The organism is Rahnella laticis, assembly GCF_015644585.1.
Classification (GTDB): domain Bacteria; phylum Pseudomonadota; class Gammaproteobacteria; order Enterobacterales; family Enterobacteriaceae; genus Rahnella; species Rahnella laticis.
Genome location: NZ_JADOBI010000013.1, coordinates 26,072 through 47,645 on the forward strand (window position 1 = coordinate 26,072; position 21,574 = coordinate 47,645).

Genomic DNA, 21,574 nt, shown 5'->3' on the forward strand with positions numbered 1-21,574 from the left:
TTCAGCTTAATAGCAGTGCTCTTTTGAAGAAACCTGACTATCCGCTTCTGACACAGAGCAGACCGATGTGAAAGGACTGTTTGCTATGAACGAGGAGCAGACGTTCTGTGTTGAGTGGAAATTCATTATCCCCACAGGACTCTCTGTGGCGATTCAATGCCTCTTTAGGTTGCTAAGGATATATTGCTCAATTTCTGATGCATAAAATCAATAAGCGCTCTGGTTTTAGCGGGCAAGTAACGCCTATCTGAATAAAGAGCGAACAATTGCAATGGGGCTGCCGATTGTTCAAACTCAATCTCGATTAACCGTCCATCGCTGATGTAGGGTTGGCAGGCTTGTTTCGATAGAATTGCGAAACCGACACCTGATACCGCAGCTCGTCCTGCCATCTCTCCGCTGTTTACGCGATAATGCGCATTAACCTTAATTGTTTCGAATCCCCCCTTTAAATTGACAAACTGCCAGGGAGCACCTTTCAGCGCACTTACTGTTGTAATGCAGGGTAATTCTTCAAATTGCTGGATATGAGAAGGGGTACCATAACGCTGAATGACTGAGGGGGCGGCAACAATTGTACAAGGGATAGTCACCAGATGACGGGCTATATAGTCACTGCCATCCATTCGACCACGGGTAATAATGATAGCAAAATCCAGATCATCTCGCAGTGATTCGAGGCCTGACAAATTTGTGACACAGCTAATCTCCAAATCCGGATACTGACAGGCAAAATCGGCAATAACAGAACCCAGCAATGCAGGACCTATTTCATTGGGAATACAGATGCGTAATGGCCCCTTGAGTTGCATTTGCCGCAATGTTAATTCTGTTTCAGTTTGCTCAAGCGCCTCCAGTAATGGCTTCGCTCGTGTATATAGTAGGTGCCCCGCCTGGGTGAGTTTCATGTGTCGCGTGCTGCGCTCAATGAGCTGAAGATTCAGTTTTGCTTCTAACTGAGAAATACAACGACTGACATTTGATGTCGGCATTACAAGGACTTTCGATGCCCCAACAAAACTTTCTCTTTCAACTACCGCAATGAACACTTTCAGAGTATTAAAATCAAGAGCTGGGCGCATGAATTATCCCATATATGATAAAAATAATTGCCATTTTTACCATCTAATCAACGCTATTGATAGCAATTAAACTCGGATATCTTTCATCCATAGGGTTGCTTGCTATGCCACTGGTCACACAGACGTTTAATCATAAAACACTCACGCGGATAGCCGTTGTAATGGCTTTTATCCAGTTCACTAATGCGCTGGAGTACATGGCGTTAACTCCTGTTTTTGCTTTTATGGCAGATGGATTTTCGGTTCCAATATCATTTTCTGGCTATGTTTCTGGTATGTACACACTGGGTGCTGTCCTTTCCGGAATTATTGCTTTTTATATGATCGACCGATTAAATAAAAAACAATTCCTGGCCAGGAATATGGTGCTGCTGGGAGCATTAACATTTTTTACCACACTCACTACTCACTTTGACACTCTACTCGCACTGCGATTTTGCGCAGGATTGGTTGGTGGTACGACAATGGGGGTAGGTATGAGCATTTTGATAAACTATGCCCCAGCTAACTTACGTGGAAAAATGCTGGCAACGGTGATTGCATCGTTTTCAATGGTGAGTATCGTCGGTATGCCAGCTGTATTATTTTTTTGCACGCACTATGGTTGGCATACTGCGCTATGGTTAATCAGTTCACTTTGCCTGCTGTCTTTACCGTTGATAGTATTTATTATCCCCAAGGATACGGTTACACCAAGCGTGAAGAGGAATCAATCTATTGATACTCAAACCATTTTTTTCGCCTCTTGTACTGCAATAGTACAATTTAGCCCAATGCTGATTATTCCCATTTTGACGCCATTAATGATGCAGTATATGGGAGCACAAAAAAACCTATTACACTTCTTATTCTTAAGTGGAGGGATCGCAGGTTATCTGTCCACAAAAATGACAGGAGTTCTAATATCGCGTTTATCTGCTCTGATGTTGGCCACAATTTCAACTCTGTTCTTTGTAGCAAGCTTGCTGATTCCAGCGATGGGCTATCATAATGCAGTTCTATTTATAACTTTGTTTCTTGGGGCCTCATATAGCCGACTTGTTTCCGCTTCGTCGGTTGCTATCCAGTATCCTGAGGATGAACAACGAGCCAGTTTTTCTTCATTACAAACAGCAATGATGTACCTGATAACAACTCTCGCATTCTTTCTGTCTTCCTTATTACTTCCTGATCAGGGAATAACAACGCAAAATCTAAACAGACTGTTGGTTGTCAGTGCATTAGCCGCATCTGGATTTCCCGTAATGGTCATAATACTTCAAAAGAAACTGGCTAAACGTACTATCCAGACACTTCATCCTTGACTAGCGCAACGTCCGCTTTTGCAAGAAGCGGACGACCTATCTGAGCTGGAGGTCTGCTGTGATCTAAGAGCGGAAGTTCTGAATGATTACTTACATCGAGGTGCCTAGAGTCATAGAAAGCAGAACATTTCAGTTGGTTTAAAGGTTAATGGAAAATTTCAGCTGACTACTGATGATTATTAGCTGTTAGGTAACATCAGAACAAAAAAAATGTAAATGTGTTACTATAATAAAAATAGGGTCTTGAGGGTTTAGGATTATACATATATGAGATTTTATAGCATAGATTATCTACAAATGCAGTCTAACATCAATGATTATTTAAAATACATCGTTATATTTAGTACTTTATTTATCCTGATCGTTGTTTTTAGTTTGTATATGCGTCATCGTTTGCAAACTAAATATCGTGACTTAACAATCATAGCCTTCTTATTTTTGCTCTTCATTTCTGGTGTTCAGTATGCTGATTACACCGATAGCCAAAACATACACTCCCAATCATCACAAATGGTTAACTTTGTTAGGTTGTTATCACAAGAAAAAGATGTAAATGTGAATACTATATTTTCTAGTTCTGTACAACTCTCTGATGGCATTATCGTTAAAATCAATGATCTTTTTTATCGCGTTAACTTAAGCCCAGATCAGAAAACATATAATTTAGTAGAGGTTTCGTTAGTAAACCCAAAAATAGAAATCATAAAAACTGAGGTGTGGAAATGATAATTTATTTACCTATCATTATAAAGTTGGGCCTGGGGATACTGTGTTTAATTGTTCAAATAAATCTTATGGGAAAAGGAAATCTGGCCCCCTCATCCGCAATGGATCAGGTTCAAAACTATGTGTTGGGGGGGATTATAGGAGGCGTGATTTACAATGAATCGATAACAGTATTACAATTTGTCCTGGTCCTAATTATATGGACTTTCTTGGTCTTTGTTCTTAAGTTTTTGAAAGAAAATAATCGATTTGTTAAAAGAATAATTGATGGAAAACCTATTACTTTAGTACATAATGGCAGCATTAATGTTAAAGAGTGTTTACGGAATGGTGTTTCTGCAAATGATTTGATGTTCAAATTAAGAGCAAATGGAATTTATGAAATAGAACAACTAAAACGCGTGGTTCTAGAACAAAATGGGCAGTTAACCATTATACAAAGCGGTGATGAGAATATACGCTATCCAATTATAGTGGACGGTTTAGCCAACCATGATCTGCTCGAAATCCTTAATAAGGATAGTGAATGGTTAGAAAATGAAGTTACAAAGCAAAACTTCAATAAAATCAGTGAAGTATATTTAGGTGAGTATTTATCAGGTAGAATTAATTTATACGGATATGAAAAATAATATCCGAAATTAACTCTCTAATTCTCATAAGGCAGCCATTTCAGGTGTGCCTCTGCTTATATCAACGTTCGATCCTAAGACGGAGCGGACAAGCTCACAGAGCATAAAAGGTCAGCTCGGACATCCACACTTTATGCCTGACACTAGAGGTACCGGCATTACTCATAACAACTTGAGTATAAACTCCTACAAGTCATCTGATGTATGCTATGTCAGTCAAAGAGGAGAAGAGCAATGACTGAGCGGAAAGAACCCTACTGGAATCGCATGGTTCCCGAACTGACCGTTTTGGATTTTACAGTATCTCTGCAATTCTATGTTGACGTGCTTGGCTTCAACATCATGATAAGACGTACTGAGCCCGATTTTGCATATGTCAGTCTCGGCGAGGCGCAATTGATGCTTGAACAATATTCTCCGGAAGGATGGAATACGGCTGAATTAATCAGGCCTTTGGGTCGCGGCGTTAATTTTCAGATAGAAGTAGAAGATATCAAATCCCTTTTAGCTCGTGTCAACGCTAGTGGTTATAAGTTGTACCGGGAACTGCGTGATAATCATTACACCATTGGAGAAACGACAGCCTGCCAGAGAGAATTTCTTGTACAGGATCCTGATGGCTTTCTCCTGCGCTTCACCCAATATATTGAATGAAGTATTAGTATTCGCCCCTCCCATGGGATGGACAAGTGTATTGAACTTAAAATTACACTGAGCGAGGAGCGTACCTGCTCTTATGATAATCCCTACAATGGATGCATGTTGGGGTACTTGATTTAACATTTGATTTTTAAAAATTGGAGTTTTTATGACCAGGTGTTTTCTTGCATTTTTTTACATGGTGTGCGCATTTGCGGCAAATGCTGCTGATGGAGGTAATGGGGGAAATGGAGGTAATTTCTCTGATGGAGGAAACGGAACAGACGGTACTAATACTGTATCTACTCCCGGCCGCGCGGGGTGCCCGGGTGGAACCAATCCAGACCGTTCGGGAAATTTTTATCTTCCCGGTACAAAAGAGCAATGCAATCCCGGGAAGCAGGATGAAATTAAACGCTCTCAGTAAGAATTAACAGGTAAAAGACAATTCACGAGATGCGTCCGCTTCTGGCACTCACAAGACGCTCAGACCCGGCATGGCGAGGAAAGAATCGGTATCAATCTGCACGTTCCTCCAATACTGACAATTCAACTGTTCCACGCTCAATAATTCGCTATGATGAAAAAATGAAAAGGATATCGAAGATGAAAACAGTAGAATTTCTGCTGTACACCCTAAAACCAGGCTCTGGGAAAGACTTCCACAAAATCATGACGGAGGAGAGTGCTCCACTTCACCGTTCAGCGGGTATGGATATTATTACTTTTGGTATATCCGCGCATGACAACGACGCATACTATCTGATCAGAGCTTATGACAGCCTCTCACATCTCAAATCCTCTCAGGAATCTTTTTACAGCAGTGAAGAATGGCGTCTTGGCCCCCGGCAGGCCATTATTGATAGGATCAGCGTCAGCGTTAAATCGGTGCTCATGCTTAATAATAGTGCCATTGAGAATTTACGATCCAATTGATTGTGCATCTATGCATATAAAAGCCGCGCAAGCGGCATTTATATTACATGCCCGAGCCGTTAATCTGAGGTATCTCACCGGCAGCTATGAGCGAGAAGCCGAGCTGAGTCCTAAAAGGTAACCCACATTGCTACATGTCGCCCCGCAATAAAACTTTTAGAGGTCTCTTCAACGATTAGGTTTACCAGATGCGGCGGTCGTGCGTGGTCTTTCACAATAATAAATCCTAATGCACCTTAAAATCTGGCATTAAAAGCGACCATATTGTCTGTTGTAAGCGTGGTAACAGCCAGACCGCGTTGCTGCCCAGTAAGGAGAATTCTCTGAATAAGCCGTGTCACGATCCCATTGCGCTGCCATTCCGGCTGCACATCAATTTCAGCAATGTGCAGCCTTACGCCTTCAACTTTTCTTGTTACAAACCCTACAGGAACTGAATCAGGCGTATACGCCGCGAGTAACAGACCATTAAGACTGAAATTGCTCAATTCCTTAAGGCTCCTCCCCTGTTACCACACCGGCATTACGCAATGTTTCAAAAGCAGCCAGTTCAACAGCACGAAGCTTGTCAGAATGAGTGGGATTGATAGTGAAATCCATGACTTTTTTTCATAATTATTAGTATCTTTAAGTCTCTATTATCTGGAAACAAGAGTGAGCCTTTCTCACCAAATGAACGTTAACTCGTTGATCCTATTACGGGTAAAAACTTCAATGGTTGCCACGACAGTTGCCATAGGCTCGATAGCTAAGAATCAAGTAAGAGTTGCTGCTGGGGGCGCGACGCCAGCCTGCAAAAGGGTTCTGGGGTGACAGTTAACCTCTTTGACAGATTACTCAGCGATGTATAACCGCTAACTTCGGGTATTTCTTTCTCTCTCTGCCTCGCCATCGCCCCCTCACTGCTTGCGGGCCTATTAAGGATCACTACCGGGGTAGAAACTCGCCATGTTCCAGGCTGAAGATATGGAGGCATTCTACTTTGCGATTGAACGCTTAAGGGACTCAGAACTTACTACCAAACCTTCTTTCGAAATGGTAGGAATCATTCCAACCATCAGGAATGGATATAAAGCGTTTGAAAAGCGCCCAGAGTAATGCGGTGCCTCCCATATATACCAGTCAGCCCTCAGAAACTATCAGCACAATAGTCTGATTGACAAAATCCTGCCATCGCAGGACTTTGCTTTTAACCGCGGACTGGCGAAGCCATATCTGACTCCACCAATAAAGGAAGTGAGCACTTATTAATAAAATTTATTGCACCAGAACGCCCTGAATAAGACTTGCTTTCACAATAGTGACCTGCGAAATATTCAGCGCCTGCATAAAGCCTTCAACAAGCAGAAGATTACTCACGTCAGTTGAGCGGTATTGCCCTGCAATCTCGTTGTCAGTTTTCCAGACCTGATTTTTTGAGACGCGTTCAATGTCAGCCAGTTGGTAAGTATTCTTAGCTGGATGAATCTGCCCCTTAACCGAATAACCATGAACACCACCAATTCCAATAACCCGGCGTTTTTTTACATCCTGCTTAATTTGGGCACTAACGTGCGTTCTTGCATAAAAGTTGACGTAACGCAGTACGGTATTGCGCTGCGAACCAATCGGGTTAGGTGACTCGGTTTTATCCAATTCCTGATTTTTCAGCACGCTAATAATAAATTCTTTCAGTGTCACGGAGGCCAGTTTGCCAAGATAAAAATCCGTCACAGTCTGGCCATTTTGTTCACGCATCGCCGTCATCTGCATAGACCCGCCACCGATATCCCAGACCAGCAGATCCTCATTTTTGACATTCCTGTCATGCAAAGCCGCTTTAGCCGAGAGGAACCCCAATTCGGCTTCCTGTTCCTGGGAAATTATGCGCAGTTGAACCCCGGCTTTTTGGTTGAACATGTCAATGACTTGCTGACCGTTGGACGCCGTTCGGAAAACTGCTGTCGCAACGCCGGTAACTCGTTTCGGGTGAAAAGTCCGGGCTTTATTCACCATATCTTTCAGCGCGATCACTGCTTCCTGCTGGATCGTTTCGTTAATCTGATTATTTCCTGATTTGCCCAATTCAGCGTTAAAAGCCAGCGGCCGCTGATCCTCATACAACACTTTACCCAACTGGTTATGGCAAATATCCACTTCTGCGACCTGAATTTTGGTGGTACCCGAGCCCATATCGATTCCCGCACGGGTTTCGATACAGTTAACTGCTTCTGCGGAGAGCGTGGTTAACCCTAATACGATGCAAATTAAAATTTTTAGTGAGTGGTTCATTTCATCCTGCCCTGAAAATAAAGAAAAATTGAATTAGCTACCAGGAAACGTTACCCAACTTCCGACACAGCCAGCATACACTTCTGCACTCTGCGATTTTCCGAGCAACGCCGGACGCACGCCGCCGGGTCCGGTTTGGATCTCGGTGAACTCAATCTTCCAGTGCGCATCCGGTGCGAAGCGCACGCCATCCAGCATGATGCTAAGCTGATGTGTGTCATCGTAACCCCGCATTACGAGGTCGCCGGATGCACCAGTAACATCCCGGAGTACGATGTCGCGAAAAACGGGGATCTTACTACCCTGCGCTTTGGCGTCGTAGTGTGTATCGAAATCAATCGGACGGCGGTTGTTGCGCAGACAAACGTGCTCGAAGCTCACATTGCTGACTAATCCACCGCGGCTGGCGTCACTCTTAATGCGCAGACCGGAGGTGGTACCGTCCAAAGTCAGCCCCTGAACCAGTACATCGCTGACGCCGCCGACCGTCTCGCTGCCGATAGACAGACCATGTCCCCAATAAAAATGGTTATCGATCAGCGATATATATCGGGTGGCTCCAGCGCTCCCAGCCTTGATTGCTACGTTATCGTCGCCGGTGCGGATGAAACTGTGTGCAATGGTGACATCCTGCGAGGCACCGGGGTCGATACCATCCGTATTGCGCGCACCTGCAGGCGTATCGATGCGTACGCCCCAGAACGTCGCTCCTTGTACGGCATTCATCGCCATGTGGAAGTTGGGCGCATTGCGCAGCGTGACCTTGTAGAACGTGATGTCGTGAGCGTGGTCAATCTGGATCAGGCGCGGGATATTCTGCTTGCTGCCTTCGGTTTGTGCGCGACGCGCGAGCTGCCACCATGTCTCATTATGCCCAATCATCGGTTGCCCGCCCTGCCCGTCGATTATACCCTCGCCAACAATGCCGCCGCCCCGTGTGCCATTGAACAAGATTAACGGACGGCAGCCATTACCTTTGTGATCGAGAGTGCCACAGCGGCCATCATTGTCATAGGCAAGTGGATTGGTCGTTGCTGCCAGCACTGCATCACGATCGAGCCAGAGTGTGACGCCGGACTTCATGATCAGCGGTCCGCTAACAAAGCCGGTGCCCGCAGCACCGGCTATCAGACGTACGGCGGCTCCCGGCTGACAGTGGTTGATACTATCCTGTAAACGCTGAGTATCATCTTTGGATTGTGCGGAAGAGGTCAATGTTACGCATACCGAAACAGGCAATCCGGGTTCTGACACGTGCCGCCGATCTTGCGCTAAACCGGAAGTACTGGCCAGGAGCACTGATAAGACAAAAACACGGCAGGAAAATCCCAACATGTGATTTAGAATCATTAAAATACAATCAGCCCATTGATAACCATGACAACATCATATTTGAGGCATATGAATTAGTCATGTCTTGACCAAGAAAATTCGCAGTTAGCTCTTCAGTTATGACAGCTTTCCTTTCCCAGTCATTTATGACTTGGTTAAAGTAGAGGCAACATTTTTTTCCTGAATCATTCATGAGGGTAATAATGCAAGAACTCGATAGGATCATAAACTTCGCAGCTAATCCGATAGTGGATAAGAACTTTCTTGCTGAATGTAAAAGGAGGCTGAATAAAAATGGTGTCCTGGTCTTGCATGACTTTCTTAATCCGGTTGCGCTGAAAGCTATCAAGAATGAGGGGGATGAAAATCACCATTTAGCCTATTATACCAGCAGTAATCATAATGTTTATCTGTTGAAACCTGACGCCGGACTGCCAGACTCGCATCCTAGAAATCGGCAGATTGTCTCTTCGAAAGGTTGTATTACCGATGAAGAGATCCCGCAAGACTCGGCACTTCGCGCGCTGTATGACGCGCCCGTTTTCCAGGCGTTTCTTTGCACAGTGCTGGGTGAAGAACAGCTGTATGCTTACGCTGACAAACTTTCTTCAATCAACCTGCACTACGCCAGCGAAGGCCAGGAGTTGGGCTGGCATTTCGATAACTCGTCTTTTGCCATCACCCTGCTGATACAAAAACCTGAGGCTGGAGGCGTGTTTGAATACGTTGAGAACCTGCGTGATGCAGATGCTGGCGACATGAATTATGAAGGCGTTGAAAAACTACTGAACAAGCAATTTGAGCCGAATAAACTCGGCATTGAAGCAGGCGATCTGGTGTTGTTTCGCGGTCGAAATGCGATTCATCGCGTGACGCCAACTGAGGGGGATACCACGCGCATGCTTGTGGTTTTAGCCTACAATTCTCAGCCTGAAATCTCGCTGTCCGAGTCTGCCAGAATGACCTTCTACGGACGTATTTAACGGCCTGCGGTTCTGACTTATCACCAAAAAAACATGCTGTGTAACAAGATAAGGTACTCATAATTAAATCTCCCGATGAGGAGGAAATTTAGGAAATTGCCCGCTGAACACCAGTCACTTTTGTCCAAAATATTTCTTTAGGGCGTAATGTGTATTAGCTTTTAATGCAAAGGTTCGAATGTTAAAGGCTGTTTCGGAAGATTCCATAAACCCGAGAGTGTTGGAATTGTTTTTTATATAGTTCGAAGGATAACAAGGGGGTAACATGCTGAACCCTGGATTCGTTACCAGTAAAGCACTTGCTACATGGCAGGATATACCCGTTTTCTTGCCTCAGTTTCAGTTCCATGAAAAACACCAAACTGTCATTAAGACGAACTCACCTGAGAAAATCCTGCCGTTTATAGCGGAATTCGATATTCAGCAAGACGCCGTTATTCGGCGATTAATGTCTTTGCGACAACTTCCGCAAGTATTCCGGCGCAATAAACAACCCCTGGCGGTTAAGGACTTTGGCCTACACAGTTTTACTCTTCTGGAAAAGTCACTATCGGAGCTCTGCTACGGGTTACGTGGACAATTCTGGCGTGCAGATTTCGGTCTGGAAAATGTGCTGGATACTGAAGCTTATCTGAAACCAGTGATGCGGGGCAGCGCGAAGCTCTTAATGCGCTACCGGGTAAAAAAAGTGAATGAAGGGCAATATGAGCTGCAAACTGAAACGTTTGTTTACTGTCCGGATCGAGCTACTCAGCTGAAAATGGCGGCTTACTGGCTTGCAATACGGGCAGGTAGTGGATGGATTAGAAAAAGGACGCTTATAGCTGTTAAGTCAGTTATTTGATAACAAAGGCAGGCGCACGGCATAGTCTACGTTGAGTAAGAAACAGACACGGGATCTCGGGATAGTTTGGAAACCGTGTTGTCCCATAACCCGTTTTAGCTGATGCTTTCCTTAGCAGGTTGCTTTAAGTTGGCCACACTCATCCGGCAGGAGATAGCCATGATAACAGTAGAGAAATCAGATCCATTTTCTTCAGAATCCCATCGCTTAATCGAAATGCTGTCAGAGGAACTTGCCGCTATAAGTGGTGATAACGGCAAAAGCAATTTCACCGTTGGAGCAATGAGTGATCATAAAGCTTTATGGGCATTAGCAAGGAATTCTTATGGCAAAGCTATAGGATGCGGTGCTATACGACCATTGACGCAAAATATTGCCGAGCTTAAAAGAATGTTTACAGACCGAAGTGTCTCAGGGATTGGCGGTGCTTTACTCACTTTTCTTGAAACATCTGCAAAAGAGATGGGATATAACGAACTTAGGCTGGAAACCCGATACATCAACTATCGGGCTGTTAATTTCTACGAGAAAAATGGTTATATCCGTATTGAGAATTACGGCCCATACATCGGCAGAACAGAAGCTGTCTGCTTCGCAAAGTTATTGCGCTGATTGTATTAATCGGGTTTGAAGTCAGCTACTTGCACGAGGCGGACCTAAGAAACAACGACAAGGTCTGCTTTGAGCTAAAAAACGGAGATTGATAATTGAAGAGGGAAATTCCGCTATGCACTTATTTCTTAAGTTTTGCTGCTGCTTTTAAAGTAGCCCGTCGTCTTTTTTCAATAAATGGTGCGATCTGTTCCTTTGCTATTTTTATCTGTTCTTCACAAGCTGTGCGTGGGGAGCCAGATGTAAAGGGAGGTGCGGGGTCATATTCCATATGCAGCTGAATATTTTGAGCTATATCACTTCCGTACATTTCTGACACAACATTGAGAGCAAAATCTATACCTGAAGTCACACCTGCACCGGTTATTCGGTTGCGGTCACGAACTACGCGCTCATTTACCGGCTCCGCACCTAATAACGCTAGCTGATCCAGAGAAGCCCAGTGTGTAGTTGCTTTGTATCCATCCAGAAGCCCTGCGGCGCCCAAAACAAGTGACCCAGTACATACCGAAGTCACCAGCTTTGCTTGTTTACTTTGAGTGCGGATAAATGAAAGGACTTCTTCGTCATCCATCAGATATATTTGACCTGGTCCACCTGGGACACAAATTACATCCAGGTCGGGACATGTTTCGAATGTGGTTGTAGGCTGTATAGCCATTCCACGATCAGAAACTACCAGATTCAAACTTTTCCAGATTAGGTGAACCTTTGTGTTTGGCGCTCTTGCTAAAACTTCATAAGGGCCGGTAAGATCAAGCTGAGTAAGAGCAGGAAACAGGAGTAGGCCGATTGATATGCATGAAGAATCGCTCATAGAATCCCCTTTAACTTAGAAGGATATAATTTAAAGTCGTTCAAAAAGGTAACCATTTATGAACGACTTGAAGGGGGCTTACTGAAGACCATGCTTAATTCAGCTGTATTTCAGTGATATAAAGAAATTTATCATCAGCCCGAACTAGAATACTAATGGTGAAATGACCGCTTTTCGCTCATAGTGACTGTCAAAGTCAAGAGTACTATGATTAATCGCAGAAAGATCCTGTTAATTATTATGGTCCCTCAGGAATACTGCCAGCACATCTTTAGGAGGAACACCTCCGCACTCAGAAACTAACCAGCCTACAGCTCCGCGGTGGTAGGTCCCATGAAAAAGCATATGATTTAACATATCAATAGCTGTCATTTCTCCGGCCCCCCCATCGACAAAACTAAATTTGATAGCTTCAAAGAAATCGGCCGAAGTCATTGATTGAACATACTTAATATACCAGTCAGTGCTATCGGCCATTTTAACTTCAAGCTCATCTACAGACGGGGTGTCTGGGGTATTTAGCGCAGTGTAAGTATGTTTTTGTCCCGAAATATTTGCTCTGAAAATCATGTCCACTACATGGACATGATTCATCAGTCTTAGCATCAGATGACGTTTTTCTGAATAAGTAGATTCGCTAATTACGTTGATTGTTTTTAGGGTTTCTGAATCAATCCAGCGTTTGTACTTCAACAGTGTAAGTATTGTGCCCTTATCCATAATTCCCCCTGATTTACCTGTTCCGATAGCATATCAATAACGCACATTTCTTAGCAGTGCTTAATTTCTCCTAAGTCGTCCTTTGAACGAACGGCGTCCATATTTCGCTCGGAATAGACCTGTATTTTATTCAATTATATCAGAATGTTGTCATCAAATTAGTCAAAGTGGCGGACCATTGTTTTAGAGTTTTCATTTATCGATTTTCCGATTCGTTGGGTAATAACTCGCCGTTATATTCGTGCAGCATGAGCGCGCTGTAATATCTATCGATATAGTCTGTCATTTCATGGACATCGTCGCTAAAGCTTACGTAACGTTCTGAAGTGAGCATATCGCCTCTGTTAAGGTGGCCAAATCCAATAAAACGTTTCACTCCGGCGGGGTTTTGTCTTTTAAATTCATGTGATACGTTGAAGCTGTTGCGGTGAATCCTACCTATGCGGTAGGGCTAATCAGCTTACCCTCAAAGAGAAGACAGCGAACCGAGGTTGGCTGGCCAACGGTTCACCGGGAGGCACCCGGCACCGCAACGTTAAATGAATAAAGCTTTCCAGTCTGCGAAGATGGGATAACCCGGAGTGATTGGAAAGCGCATTCGCATTAGTGATGTGATGATGGTTTTGACGCGTTTACGGTGATTTATTCACCTCAGTGCCCAGCCGAATGCTGGTTAGAAACCGCCGTGAGGGGGAGTTGCGTTTTTGATGGGTCGAAAATGCACCAGTAAATGGGCAGAACGAATGCGTCAGCCAATGCTGCGGTAATCCTGCAGCCCCTGATAGAAGAAGACAGTTGCAGGTGAATCACGCACGGGTAACTTGCAGCTAGGTTCGTCAAAAAACCCAAGGGTATACGCGCAGTCACAGCGAATAGTGGCAAAAACCGATTCTGAAAATGCGGGGGTTTTGTCTTTTTGTGCTGTATGTTAATTTGATATTGTTGCGGTGAATCCCCCTATGCGGTGGGGCTAATCAGCCATTGAATTAAGATAGTCACAGAGTGAGCGAGCCGAGGTTGGCTGACCAGAGGTTCACCGGGAGGCACCCGGCACCGTAACTTTCAAAGAAAAAATATTTCCAGTCTTCCAGATGAGATACCCCGTAGCGATTCAAGCTTCATTCGTATAAGTGTTGGGAGTAAATTCCTTTTCTAATGCATAAACCCATACTTTTTGGGATTTCATCAAGTATGAAAAAGTATGCGAGCTAATTTTTTTTAAGAAAATTCACCGTGCACATCCCCCATATGCTTGTATAAAGAATAGTGACGACTCTTTCGAAATGGTTATGTTTCCCCGATATAATATTTTGAGAGCGTGGTTTTTTGCCCCGTTCGAGACAAGCTCCCCCCTTATCGAACGGGGCTTTCTTTAGACTTTACTTAACTCTCAAAACAATATGTTAGGTATGTCACACAATAAAAACGATTACTGGAAGGGAGACCTGACATGTTTTTTGTATCGGTACCTGCGTATATTGACCAGATTGTAAGAAAAGCCGTTTGTACATCTTTTCCAAACCTCACACATAATGAATTGATGTACAGCATAAAATTTGAGTCTACTGAGCCATATACCGGAAAAATTTATTTTCACTCAAATGGCAGAGATGATGAAATCATTGGTTTCAGCATCGACACTGCCGGGATGGTGACAATAACTAATTGAATTATCCAGCCTTAAATGTTTAGTGCAATATCCTGCTCATCCTTTCATAATTTAGCTAAACATTTCATCACAGATGGGGACATTATACTGTGATAAATACTCGCAGATTTAATGTCTTGGAATTTGCTTTCGCGTGAGTACTGTAATTTCTCAATATCTATTTGTGACCGCCCCCTTTCGGTGCTCAGCTGAATGTCTAACTCGTCCCTCAAGTGCGTGTTACCGTTTTCTGGACTTTGACGTAACAAAACAACGCAGAATTTCCTTCCCGGCAATTTAAACCTGTGGTTTTTTTATGAGTTTGGATGCCAGGAATCATTCAATAATTATAAAAAAACCTCACTTCTGCTCCGTGCAGATAGTGAGGTAGCCAATCATCGGCCAACATCAGGGAAGAGAAGACCTTACATCTGTGATGGTTAATTGTTAAGTGTTTTTTAAGTGACTTAAGGCTGCCATTAGGTGTCCTTTCTACTTTGAGCCACCACTTAATCGGTTATCTATTCCATTTTCGCAAAGCGATTGAACCGCTAATTTCTTCCTATAACTCGACTCCCCCCTGCTGGCAACATCCGTTGGCTTTGTCGCTCCCGGAGGCTAAAAATGTGTGATTGGGGGTTCGAACCTAAGATGTGGCAATGCGAGGGTTGCATTAAAGAAGGTAAAATCTTGGTGGCTACCAACCTTGCGTGGGAAATCGGAACCTTTCGGCTATAGCACTGGGTAAGTATTCAAAATACGTCTCTCACGCGTTATTACGCAAAAAAGATAGTTTAAACATCATTATATCAAGCAGACTTGACGGCCTTTCTACTGCCGTTACTTTGATTGCGAGGTTAAGACCATTAGCCATGATAAGGGACTTGGGGAAGTTTTGTCAGCTTGATCCCATCGCAGAGTTAAAGCTCACAGAAACGATAGCCATCATCAAAACTCCATCAGTTTTGTCGCAAGCCATTGCGGTGAAGAAGTTTCAAGTTTGTTATTAGTTACAAGATGTTATTGAGTAAATCAAAGCTGTAGAATTTGTGTTAAGTTCTCACCTCTAATGATAAGGGAGAATCATATGGCTTCACTTTTTAATACTACTAATAAATCTGCACGGAATTACATTACTGCGTTATGGGCTGGTTTTTTAGGTGGCAATATAGCGAGTTTTGTAAAATGGGGTACAGAGAGTGTGCTTCCTCCAAGAACAGCGGATAGAGCAATCCCACCCGCCGAAATGCTTAGCGATTTTGGTTTAAAAGTTAATGAAATGGTCTACACATACTCAGGCCATATTGTTAACTGGGGTGTATCAGGGGTACATCATCTCTTCTCGATCGTTTTTGCGATGTTTTATTGTCTGGTTGCTGAAGTCTTTCCTCAGATAAAGCTTTGGCAAGGGGTCGCTTTTGCCATACTCGTTACAATCTGCTTTCACGGCATTGTGTTACCACTTGGTGGGTGGGCCCCCCCGTTATGGGACTTACCACATGATGAAATAATCTCTGAAACTTTTGGCCACATAGTTTGGATGTGGACAATTGAGGTATTCAGGAGAGATATCCGCAGTCGTATGACCAAAAAAATGGATCCAGAATTCCAATAATTATTATCTATTCCAGCAGAAAATTAAATAGGCCACCTACTGGTGGCCTATTTATTTCCTGAATATAGCACCCAGGTATGTCGATGCCTGAAGGTCACGCGCAGTGTATTTTACGCTCGGAGCAGGAGGGCAGCACTTAGAGAAAATGTTCTGATGGACTATTCATTTTCATGGAAAAGTCTCCGAACCACCGAACTCCAGATAGATTTTCGCCAGGTTCTGGAACTGATTAAAGCGGTTTTCATCCAGTGATAGTTCTGCCTGGCGGCGCTTCTCCTGAGCATCAAGCCAGAATGAGACAGGCACAGCGCCCTGGCGATATCGCACTTCATTCAGTCGCTCAGATTCCATTGCCAGCTCAAGTCCTTCATGCAGTCTTTTTTCCTGGGCCAATAACTGATTACGAAGGGACAGCTCGTCTTCGATACTGCTCATCGCTTTATATAGCGACTGCTTAAACTCCAGTAATCGCTGTTCGTAATCGTTGCGGGCAATCTTCACTTCCATGCCCTGCTGCCTCCACTCGAGAAACGGCAGCGTCAGGTTAGCACCAACGGAGCCAACAGGGTTTTGCAGGAAAGCCATCAGCGAACTGCTGCTGGTACCGAGAGAACCGGTCAGACTGAAAGCGGGATAGAATTCTGTGCGCCTGATATCAACATTGGCCAGAGCTTCACGCACCCGCCACTCTTTTGCACTGATATCGGGTCTGTGTCTCAGCACGCTAGCCGGAATGTTCGCATTAACCGGGGGCATTGCCCCTTTTGGCAACGTCATCGGTTCAGCCACGGGACTGCCTGGTGCGGCACCCAGCAATACCGCCTGCTGATTCAACGCCTGCAAACGTTCACGACGCAGCCCGGTGAGTCTGTTTTTCTGGATCAGCAAGCTTTGTCTGGCATCAACCACATCAAGTAGTGAAGCACCACCCGCCTGATGGCGGGCATTCGCCAGGCGTAGAGTTTCTTTTGCGTAGCCGATGCTCTGCTGAAGGACGCTTATTTGTTGGTTAATAAAACCAATACGCCAGTAGTTGTCACTGGCCTCAGAGAGCAAGGTTAGCCGTGCTGAGCGCAGATCCTCTTCTGTGGCCTGACTTGCCCAAATTGCGGCATCGCGCTGACGGGCTATTTTGCCCCACAGATCCAATTCATAACTGGTATTAAGGTTGCCAGAGTTGCCGTTTTCCCAGTTGTGTGAACCGTTAAGCTGTTTTCTGCTGTCTACGCCCAGCGTCGCCTTTAACCCCGGATCGTTTGTAATGCCCACTTTCTCAGCGTCAAGCCTTGCCCGGTACAGCCGTAAAACGGCTAAAGCAACGTCATTATTGCTTGCCATAACCTGGCGTAACCAGCTATCCAGCAAGGGATCATTAAATGCTTTCCAGTCAAACGACGCGGGCTCCCCGTCGGCATCGTCGCTGTACCAGCTGGCCGGATAATCCACGACAGGTGCGTGATAATCACTTTTCATTAAGTTTGCACAGCCTGCACTGAGCGTGGCAGCAATGCATAAAGCCAAAGGTGATAAAGTTCTCATAGGTTACTCGCTGGCCAATGAAGCGACCGGATCCATCCTTGCCGCCTTACGGGCGGGGAGATAACCGAAGATCATGCCGATTATTGTTGAGCAGAAAAATGCGGCTGCAGCAGCCTGCCATGAATAGATGGCGGTAAACATTCCGCCTGCCAGTGCTGTGAACAATGCGCCTGCCGCATACGATAGCGCGATGCCTAACGCACCACCAATCAGGCATACAAGCACGGCCTCAATCATAAATTGCTGCATGATATCGCTACGACGAGCTCCAACCGCCATGCGCACGCCGATTTCATGGGTTCGTTCGGTAACAGACACCAGCATAATGTTCATCACCCCAATACTCCCGATCATGAGTGAGATGCATGCAACCATAAGAATCAAAATGCTGAAAGTCATCGAAGTACTTTCAATGGATTTTCTTATCTGTTCAAAATTATAAAGCTGGAAGTCTTTAACGCCGTGGCGCTGGGTTAGCAGTTGAGATATAGCACTGACAGCTGCCTCGTTAGCTACATTGTCTTTCAGCCTGACGCTGATGCTGGTCAGAACCGGTTTACCTGCCATTCGGTACATTACCGTACTATAGGGCATCCACACGGTAATTCGGTTTGGTGCATAGCTACGATTGCTGCTCTTAGCGATGCCCACAACGCGTGCAGGCACGGAGCCGAGAAATACAATTTGCCCCAGGGCCTTTAATCCTGCCTCATCAAATAAGGCCATGCGTGCATTTTCATCGATAATCACTTCCTGCAGTGCGTTACGATCATCCCTGAACGTTGCCCCTTGCAAAATCTCAATGCCGTTTACGCGGAAATGATCTCGGCCAACGCCATTAATTGAGGCGGTTGCGGATTTTCCGCGAAAACGAATGTTGTCTGAGGCACTGATTTCCGGGCTTACGCTGTCAATAAATCCCTGCTTCGCTAGCGCCGCAGCATCTGCAGGAACCAGCGTACGAATACTTTCGGCGCTGTCGTCAAAGAAATCCTTGCCCGGATAAATGCTCACCACGTTGGTGCCCAGATCTTTAATATTCTCCAGCGTCCGCTGCTTAGCCCCTTCACCGAGCGCTACCACTGTGACCACGGCAGCGATGCCGAAAATAATTCCGGTCATGGTTAAGGTTGTGCGTAAACGATGTGCGTTCATCGCTTTAAGCGCCATTTCCAGAGATTCACGTGTACGATCGAGAAAACTTTTCCAGCGGCTTTGTTGGGTCCGGTTGGGGGGTGGCAGTATTTCCGTAGTGGTCAACCGGCTGCCGCTGTCAGAGATTATTTCACCATCACGCAGTTCAATAATTCGCTGAGCATGTTGCGCCACTTTCATATCGTGGGTCACAATCACCACGGTGTGACCCCGCTGGTGAAGTTCGCTGAGGATAGCCAGCACTTCCTGCCCGGACTGCGTATCCAGCGCACCGGTCGGTTCGTCCGCAAGAATTATCTCTCCACCGTTGATCAGTGAGCGGGCAATACTGACACGCTGTTGCTGGCCGCCGGAAAGTTCACCGGGTTTATGGTGCTCACGCCCTTCTAACCCGAGCCTGGCCAGCAATGCTGCCGCTCGTAGTCGACGCTGGTCACGTCCGCTGTTGGCGTAAATGGCAGGTATCTCAACATTGCCCAGTGCGCTGAGATCAGGCATCAAATGATAGCGCTGGAAGATAAAACCGATATGCTCACGCCGTATCCTTGCTAGCTCATCCGGTGAAAGCTGGGCGGCGTTTTGCCCGCCGATGTAATAATCTCCGCTGTCGGGGACGTCAAGACAACCCATTATGTTCATCAGAGTAGATTTACCTGAACCTGAGGCGCCGATAATCGCCACCATTTCACCGGCTGCGATGGTCAGGTTCACTCCTCTCAAGACGGTAAGCGTCTGGCCGCCATTACGATAGGTACGGCTAATGCACTTAAGCTCAATGATATTACTCACAGTACGAACCCTTCCCCAGGTGATTTTTCGCCTGGTTGCGACAGCACGACATTTTCCCCGGCTTTTAAGCCATCAAGGATTTGAATATCAACGCTGTTGGTTATTCCGGTTTTTACCTGGCGCGTTTCAAGCTTGCCGTTACCTGTCAGAACCTGCACCTGCTGCTTATTCCCGTCGGCTTTTTGCACCGCCTGAATGGGCACCAAAAGCGTATTTTTACCTTCGCCAGCAAGTAGCGTGACCTGTGCGGTCATAGCAATTCGCAGTCGGTTTTCCGGGTTAGGCACGTCCAGAAGCGCGTTGTAGTAGACAGAAGCATTTGAGGTGCCGGAGCCTGATGCCGAACTGTTGCTGGCAAGAGTGTCGTCTTTCATTACGGATTCTGGCGCCAATTCAACGGTGCGCAATATCGCGTCATACTCTTTGTCCGGTTCCGAGAAAATGGTGAAGCGTGCTTTTTGACCAATGGAAATACGTGTGATATCGGCTTCAGAGATCTGCGCCTTAATGGTCATGACATCCAATCTTGCGAGCTTGATAATAGTGGGTGCGCTCTGACTGGAGTTAACCGTTTGTCCTTGCTGTGTAACAACTGCGATAACGATCCCGTCCATAGGAGCTATGACTCGTGTATAGCTCAGGTCGACTTTTTTCTTATCTACCTCTATCTGCGCTTGCACCAGTCGTGCATTTAGCGACAGTAGCTCCGCACGGGTGGTAGCCAATGTTGCTTCTGCGGACTCAAAATCTTCACGTGAGCTGGCTTCTTCGTTAAGCATCTGTCGCTGCCGTTTATAACGAAGTTCTGCCTGTTTCAATAGTGCCTGCTTAGCTTGCAGGTCTGCTTTAACCACGTTGAGCGCTGCTTCTGCGTTACGTAAATCATTACGCTGCGGCACATCGTCAATGTCCGCTATTGGCTGCCCTTTAGTGACGTGATCGCCAGCCACAACTTTCAGTGATTTAACCTGGCCTGAGACCTGAGCACCAACGTTAACGCGCTCTATCGCGTCAATTCGCCCGGTAGCCAGTACTGAATTTTCGATATCCCCTACGCGTACTGGAGCTGTGACATATTCTGCGACCGGCGGGCTACGTAGGAAGAAGAGCAATGCAGTGATAAGAACAAGTAGTAGTACAACAGCAAAAATGACGACGCTACGTGAAGCGGGTTTCATTAACATTGTTCGAGTTTTCCATAACTATAAAAAGCTTGATGCCAGATACCATAATGCCATCGACAGCCTCTACTGGAGTTAAATATTGTCTGTTTACATCATTGCAGTTATCCACTTATCTACAGGTTAGATCCAATAATAAGATCCAAAATAGATCATCTAATAGATCAAAAGAGATCCCCGAGCATCTGCAAGCCTTGTCCCATAAGGGCTCAACCCACATTGTTAACCACTATAAATAGTATTTTAACCTCTATAGAGAGTGATACAACCACTGTAGACAGCATACCAACCTCGCTGGCGAGCAACTAAAAACCACTACAGTCAGTAAACTATCATTGGAGAAGTACATAACTTTTCCCCGAGGCGACCTAGTTAAATTTATAAAAATTATAATATTTCTCCTAAACAATCTCATGCTGCAGCATTAATGGTCACAGGTTAGTCACAGCGTTGCTTTTCGATTGTGACCGCCAAGTGGATCCTAACACTCAAACTTAACTCCCTGTTTTTAAAGTTATCCTAAGCTTAGATCCAATAATAAGATCCTTATAGACCCTTTAAGACCCTAAGAGATCCCCGTTCTCTCGCAGGCCTTGTCCTATCTGGGCTGAACGGTGATCGTTAACCGCTATAGTCAGTAAAGCAACCACTGTAAAAAGCAAACTAACCACTATGACCTGTGGTAAAACCGCTATAGTGAGTGTTAGTATCCACTGTATTGTGTACAGCAAGTCTCTTATCCACATTCA

18 protein-coding genes and 1 pseudogene are annotated in these 21,574 nt (G+C 45.2%); 9 read left to right on the forward strand and 10 right to left on the reverse strand.

The window, feature by feature from the left end; translation table 11 throughout:
• Positions 1–164 precede the first annotated feature (164 nt).
• A complete protein-coding gene (locus tag IV433_RS21815; protein WP_195815910.1) occupies positions 165–1,082 on the reverse strand; it encodes a LysR family transcriptional regulator in 918 nt (305 codons plus the stop codon).
• A gap of 104 nt (positions 1,083–1,186) precedes the next feature.
• Between IV433_RS21815 and IV433_RS21820 the strand changes: the two genes are divergently transcribed.
• From IV433_RS21820 to IV433_RS21840, 5 genes are all read left to right on the forward strand, one after another.
• Entirely contained in the window at positions 1,187–2,386 is a 1,200-nt protein-coding gene (locus tag IV433_RS21820) for an MFS transporter (protein ID WP_195815911.1), read from the forward strand.
• A gap of 267 nt (positions 2,387–2,653) precedes the next feature.
• Complete coding sequence (locus IV433_RS21825; protein WP_195815912.1) at positions 2,654–3,112, forward strand: DUF3290 domain-containing protein; 459 nt, start codon at positions 2,654–2,656, stop codon at positions 3,110–3,112.
• Positions 3,109–3,744 carry a DUF421 domain-containing protein gene (locus tag IV433_RS21830; protein WP_195815913.1) on the forward strand — a complete coding sequence of 212 codons (636 nt, stop codon included), beginning with the start codon at positions 3,109–3,111 and terminating at the stop codon, positions 3,742–3,744. The genes IV433_RS21825 and IV433_RS21830 overlap by 4 nt, the downstream gene beginning before the upstream one ends.
• Positions 3,745–3,978: 234 nt before the next feature.
• Positions 3,979–4,398, forward strand: coding sequence for a bleomycin resistance protein (locus tag IV433_RS21835; RefSeq protein ID WP_195815914.1), 420 nt, complete (start codon positions 3,979–3,981; stop codon positions 4,396–4,398).
• Positions 4,399–4,989: 591 nt separating this feature from the next.
• Entirely contained in the window at positions 4,990–5,319 is a 330-nt protein-coding gene (locus IV433_RS21840) for an NIPSNAP family protein (RefSeq protein ID WP_195815915.1), read from the forward strand.
• Between the two features lie 236 nt (positions 5,320–5,555).
• On the opposite strand, the gene IV433_RS21845 is transcribed toward IV433_RS21840, so the two are convergent.
• From IV433_RS21845 to IV433_RS21855, 3 genes are all read right to left on the reverse strand, one after another.
• The gene (locus tag IV433_RS21845; protein WP_229893635.1) at positions 5,556–5,807 is read right to left on the reverse strand and encodes a GNAT family N-acetyltransferase; all 252 of its coding nucleotides are present in this window, start codon (positions 5,805–5,807) and stop codon (positions 5,556–5,558) included.
• A gap of 769 nt (positions 5,808–6,576) precedes the next feature.
• Entirely contained in the window at positions 6,577–7,590 is a 1,014-nt protein-coding gene (locus tag IV433_RS21850) for a Ppx/GppA phosphatase family protein (protein ID WP_195815916.1), read from the reverse strand.
• Between the two features lie 33 nt (positions 7,591–7,623).
• Complete coding sequence (locus tag IV433_RS21855; RefSeq protein WP_326838672.1) at positions 7,624–8,844, reverse strand: glycoside hydrolase family 28 protein; 1,221 nt, start codon at positions 8,842–8,844, stop codon at positions 7,624–7,626.
• 281 nt (positions 8,845–9,125) lie between these two features.
• Here IV433_RS21855 and IV433_RS21860 point away from each other — a divergent pair, with 281 nt between their 5' ends.
• From IV433_RS21860 to IV433_RS21870, 3 genes are all read left to right on the forward strand, one after another.
• On the forward strand, positions 9,126–9,905 hold the full coding sequence (locus tag IV433_RS21860; protein ID WP_195815918.1) for a HalD/BesD family halogenase: 780 nt from the start codon (positions 9,126–9,128) through the stop codon (positions 9,903–9,905).
• Between the two features lie 265 nt (positions 9,906–10,170).
• Positions 10,171–10,749 carry a hypothetical protein gene (locus IV433_RS21865; protein ID WP_195815919.1) on the forward strand — a complete coding sequence of 193 codons (579 nt, stop codon included), beginning with the start codon at positions 10,171–10,173 and terminating at the stop codon, positions 10,747–10,749.
• Positions 10,750–10,908: 159 nt separating this feature from the next.
• On the forward strand, positions 10,909–11,361 hold the full coding sequence (locus IV433_RS21870) for a GNAT family N-acetyltransferase (RefSeq protein ID WP_195815920.1): 453 nt from the start codon (positions 10,909–10,911) through the stop codon (positions 11,359–11,361).
• Between the two features lie 121 nt (positions 11,362–11,482).
• Here the strand turns inward: IV433_RS21870 and IV433_RS21875 are convergent, their stop codons facing one another.
• From IV433_RS21875 to IV433_RS21885, 3 genes and pseudogenes are all read right to left on the reverse strand, one after another.
• Positions 11,483–12,178 (reverse strand): DJ-1/PfpI family protein, encoded by a 696-nt coding sequence (locus tag IV433_RS21875; RefSeq protein WP_195815921.1) that lies wholly within the window; start codon positions 12,176–12,178, stop codon positions 11,483–11,485.
• 231 nt (positions 12,179–12,409) lie between these two features.
• A complete protein-coding gene (locus tag IV433_RS21880; RefSeq protein ID WP_195815922.1) occupies positions 12,410–12,898 on the reverse strand; it encodes a DinB family protein in 489 nt (162 codons plus the stop codon).
• Between the two features lie 196 nt (positions 12,899–13,094).
• Positions 13,095–13,217 (reverse strand): annotated as a pseudogene (locus tag IV433_RS21885) (IS3 family transposase); the annotation flags it as partial.
• 2,416 nt (positions 13,218–15,633) lie between these two features.
• Here IV433_RS21885 and IV433_RS21890 point away from each other — a divergent pair.
• On the forward strand, positions 15,634–16,161 hold the full coding sequence (locus IV433_RS21890; protein WP_195815923.1) for a YagU family protein: 528 nt from the start codon (positions 15,634–15,636) through the stop codon (positions 16,159–16,161).
• A gap of 168 nt (positions 16,162–16,329) precedes the next feature.
• On the opposite strand, the gene etsC is transcribed toward IV433_RS21890, so the two are convergent.
• The 3 genes from etsC to etsA are packed head-to-tail and all read right to left on the reverse strand — an operon-like array spanning position 16,330 to position 20,828.
• A complete protein-coding gene (etsC, locus tag IV433_RS21895) occupies positions 16,330–17,700 on the reverse strand; it encodes a macrolide efflux RND transporter outer membrane subunit EtsC (RefSeq protein ID WP_195815924.1) in 1,371 nt (456 codons plus the stop codon).
• A gap of 3 nt (positions 17,701–17,703) precedes the next feature.
• Positions 17,704–19,644: a MacB family efflux pump subunit gene (locus IV433_RS21900; protein WP_195815925.1), complete on the reverse strand. Its 1,941-nt coding sequence runs from the start codon at positions 19,642–19,644 to the stop codon at positions 17,704–17,706.
• Positions 19,641–20,828 (reverse strand): macrolide efflux RND transporter periplasmic adaptor subunit EtsA, encoded by a 1,188-nt coding sequence (gene etsA, locus IV433_RS21905; protein ID WP_456095400.1) that lies wholly within the window; start codon positions 20,826–20,828, stop codon positions 19,641–19,643. The genes IV433_RS21900 and etsA overlap by 4 nt, the downstream gene beginning before the upstream one ends.
• Between the last annotated feature and the right edge of the window lie 746 nt (positions 20,829–21,574).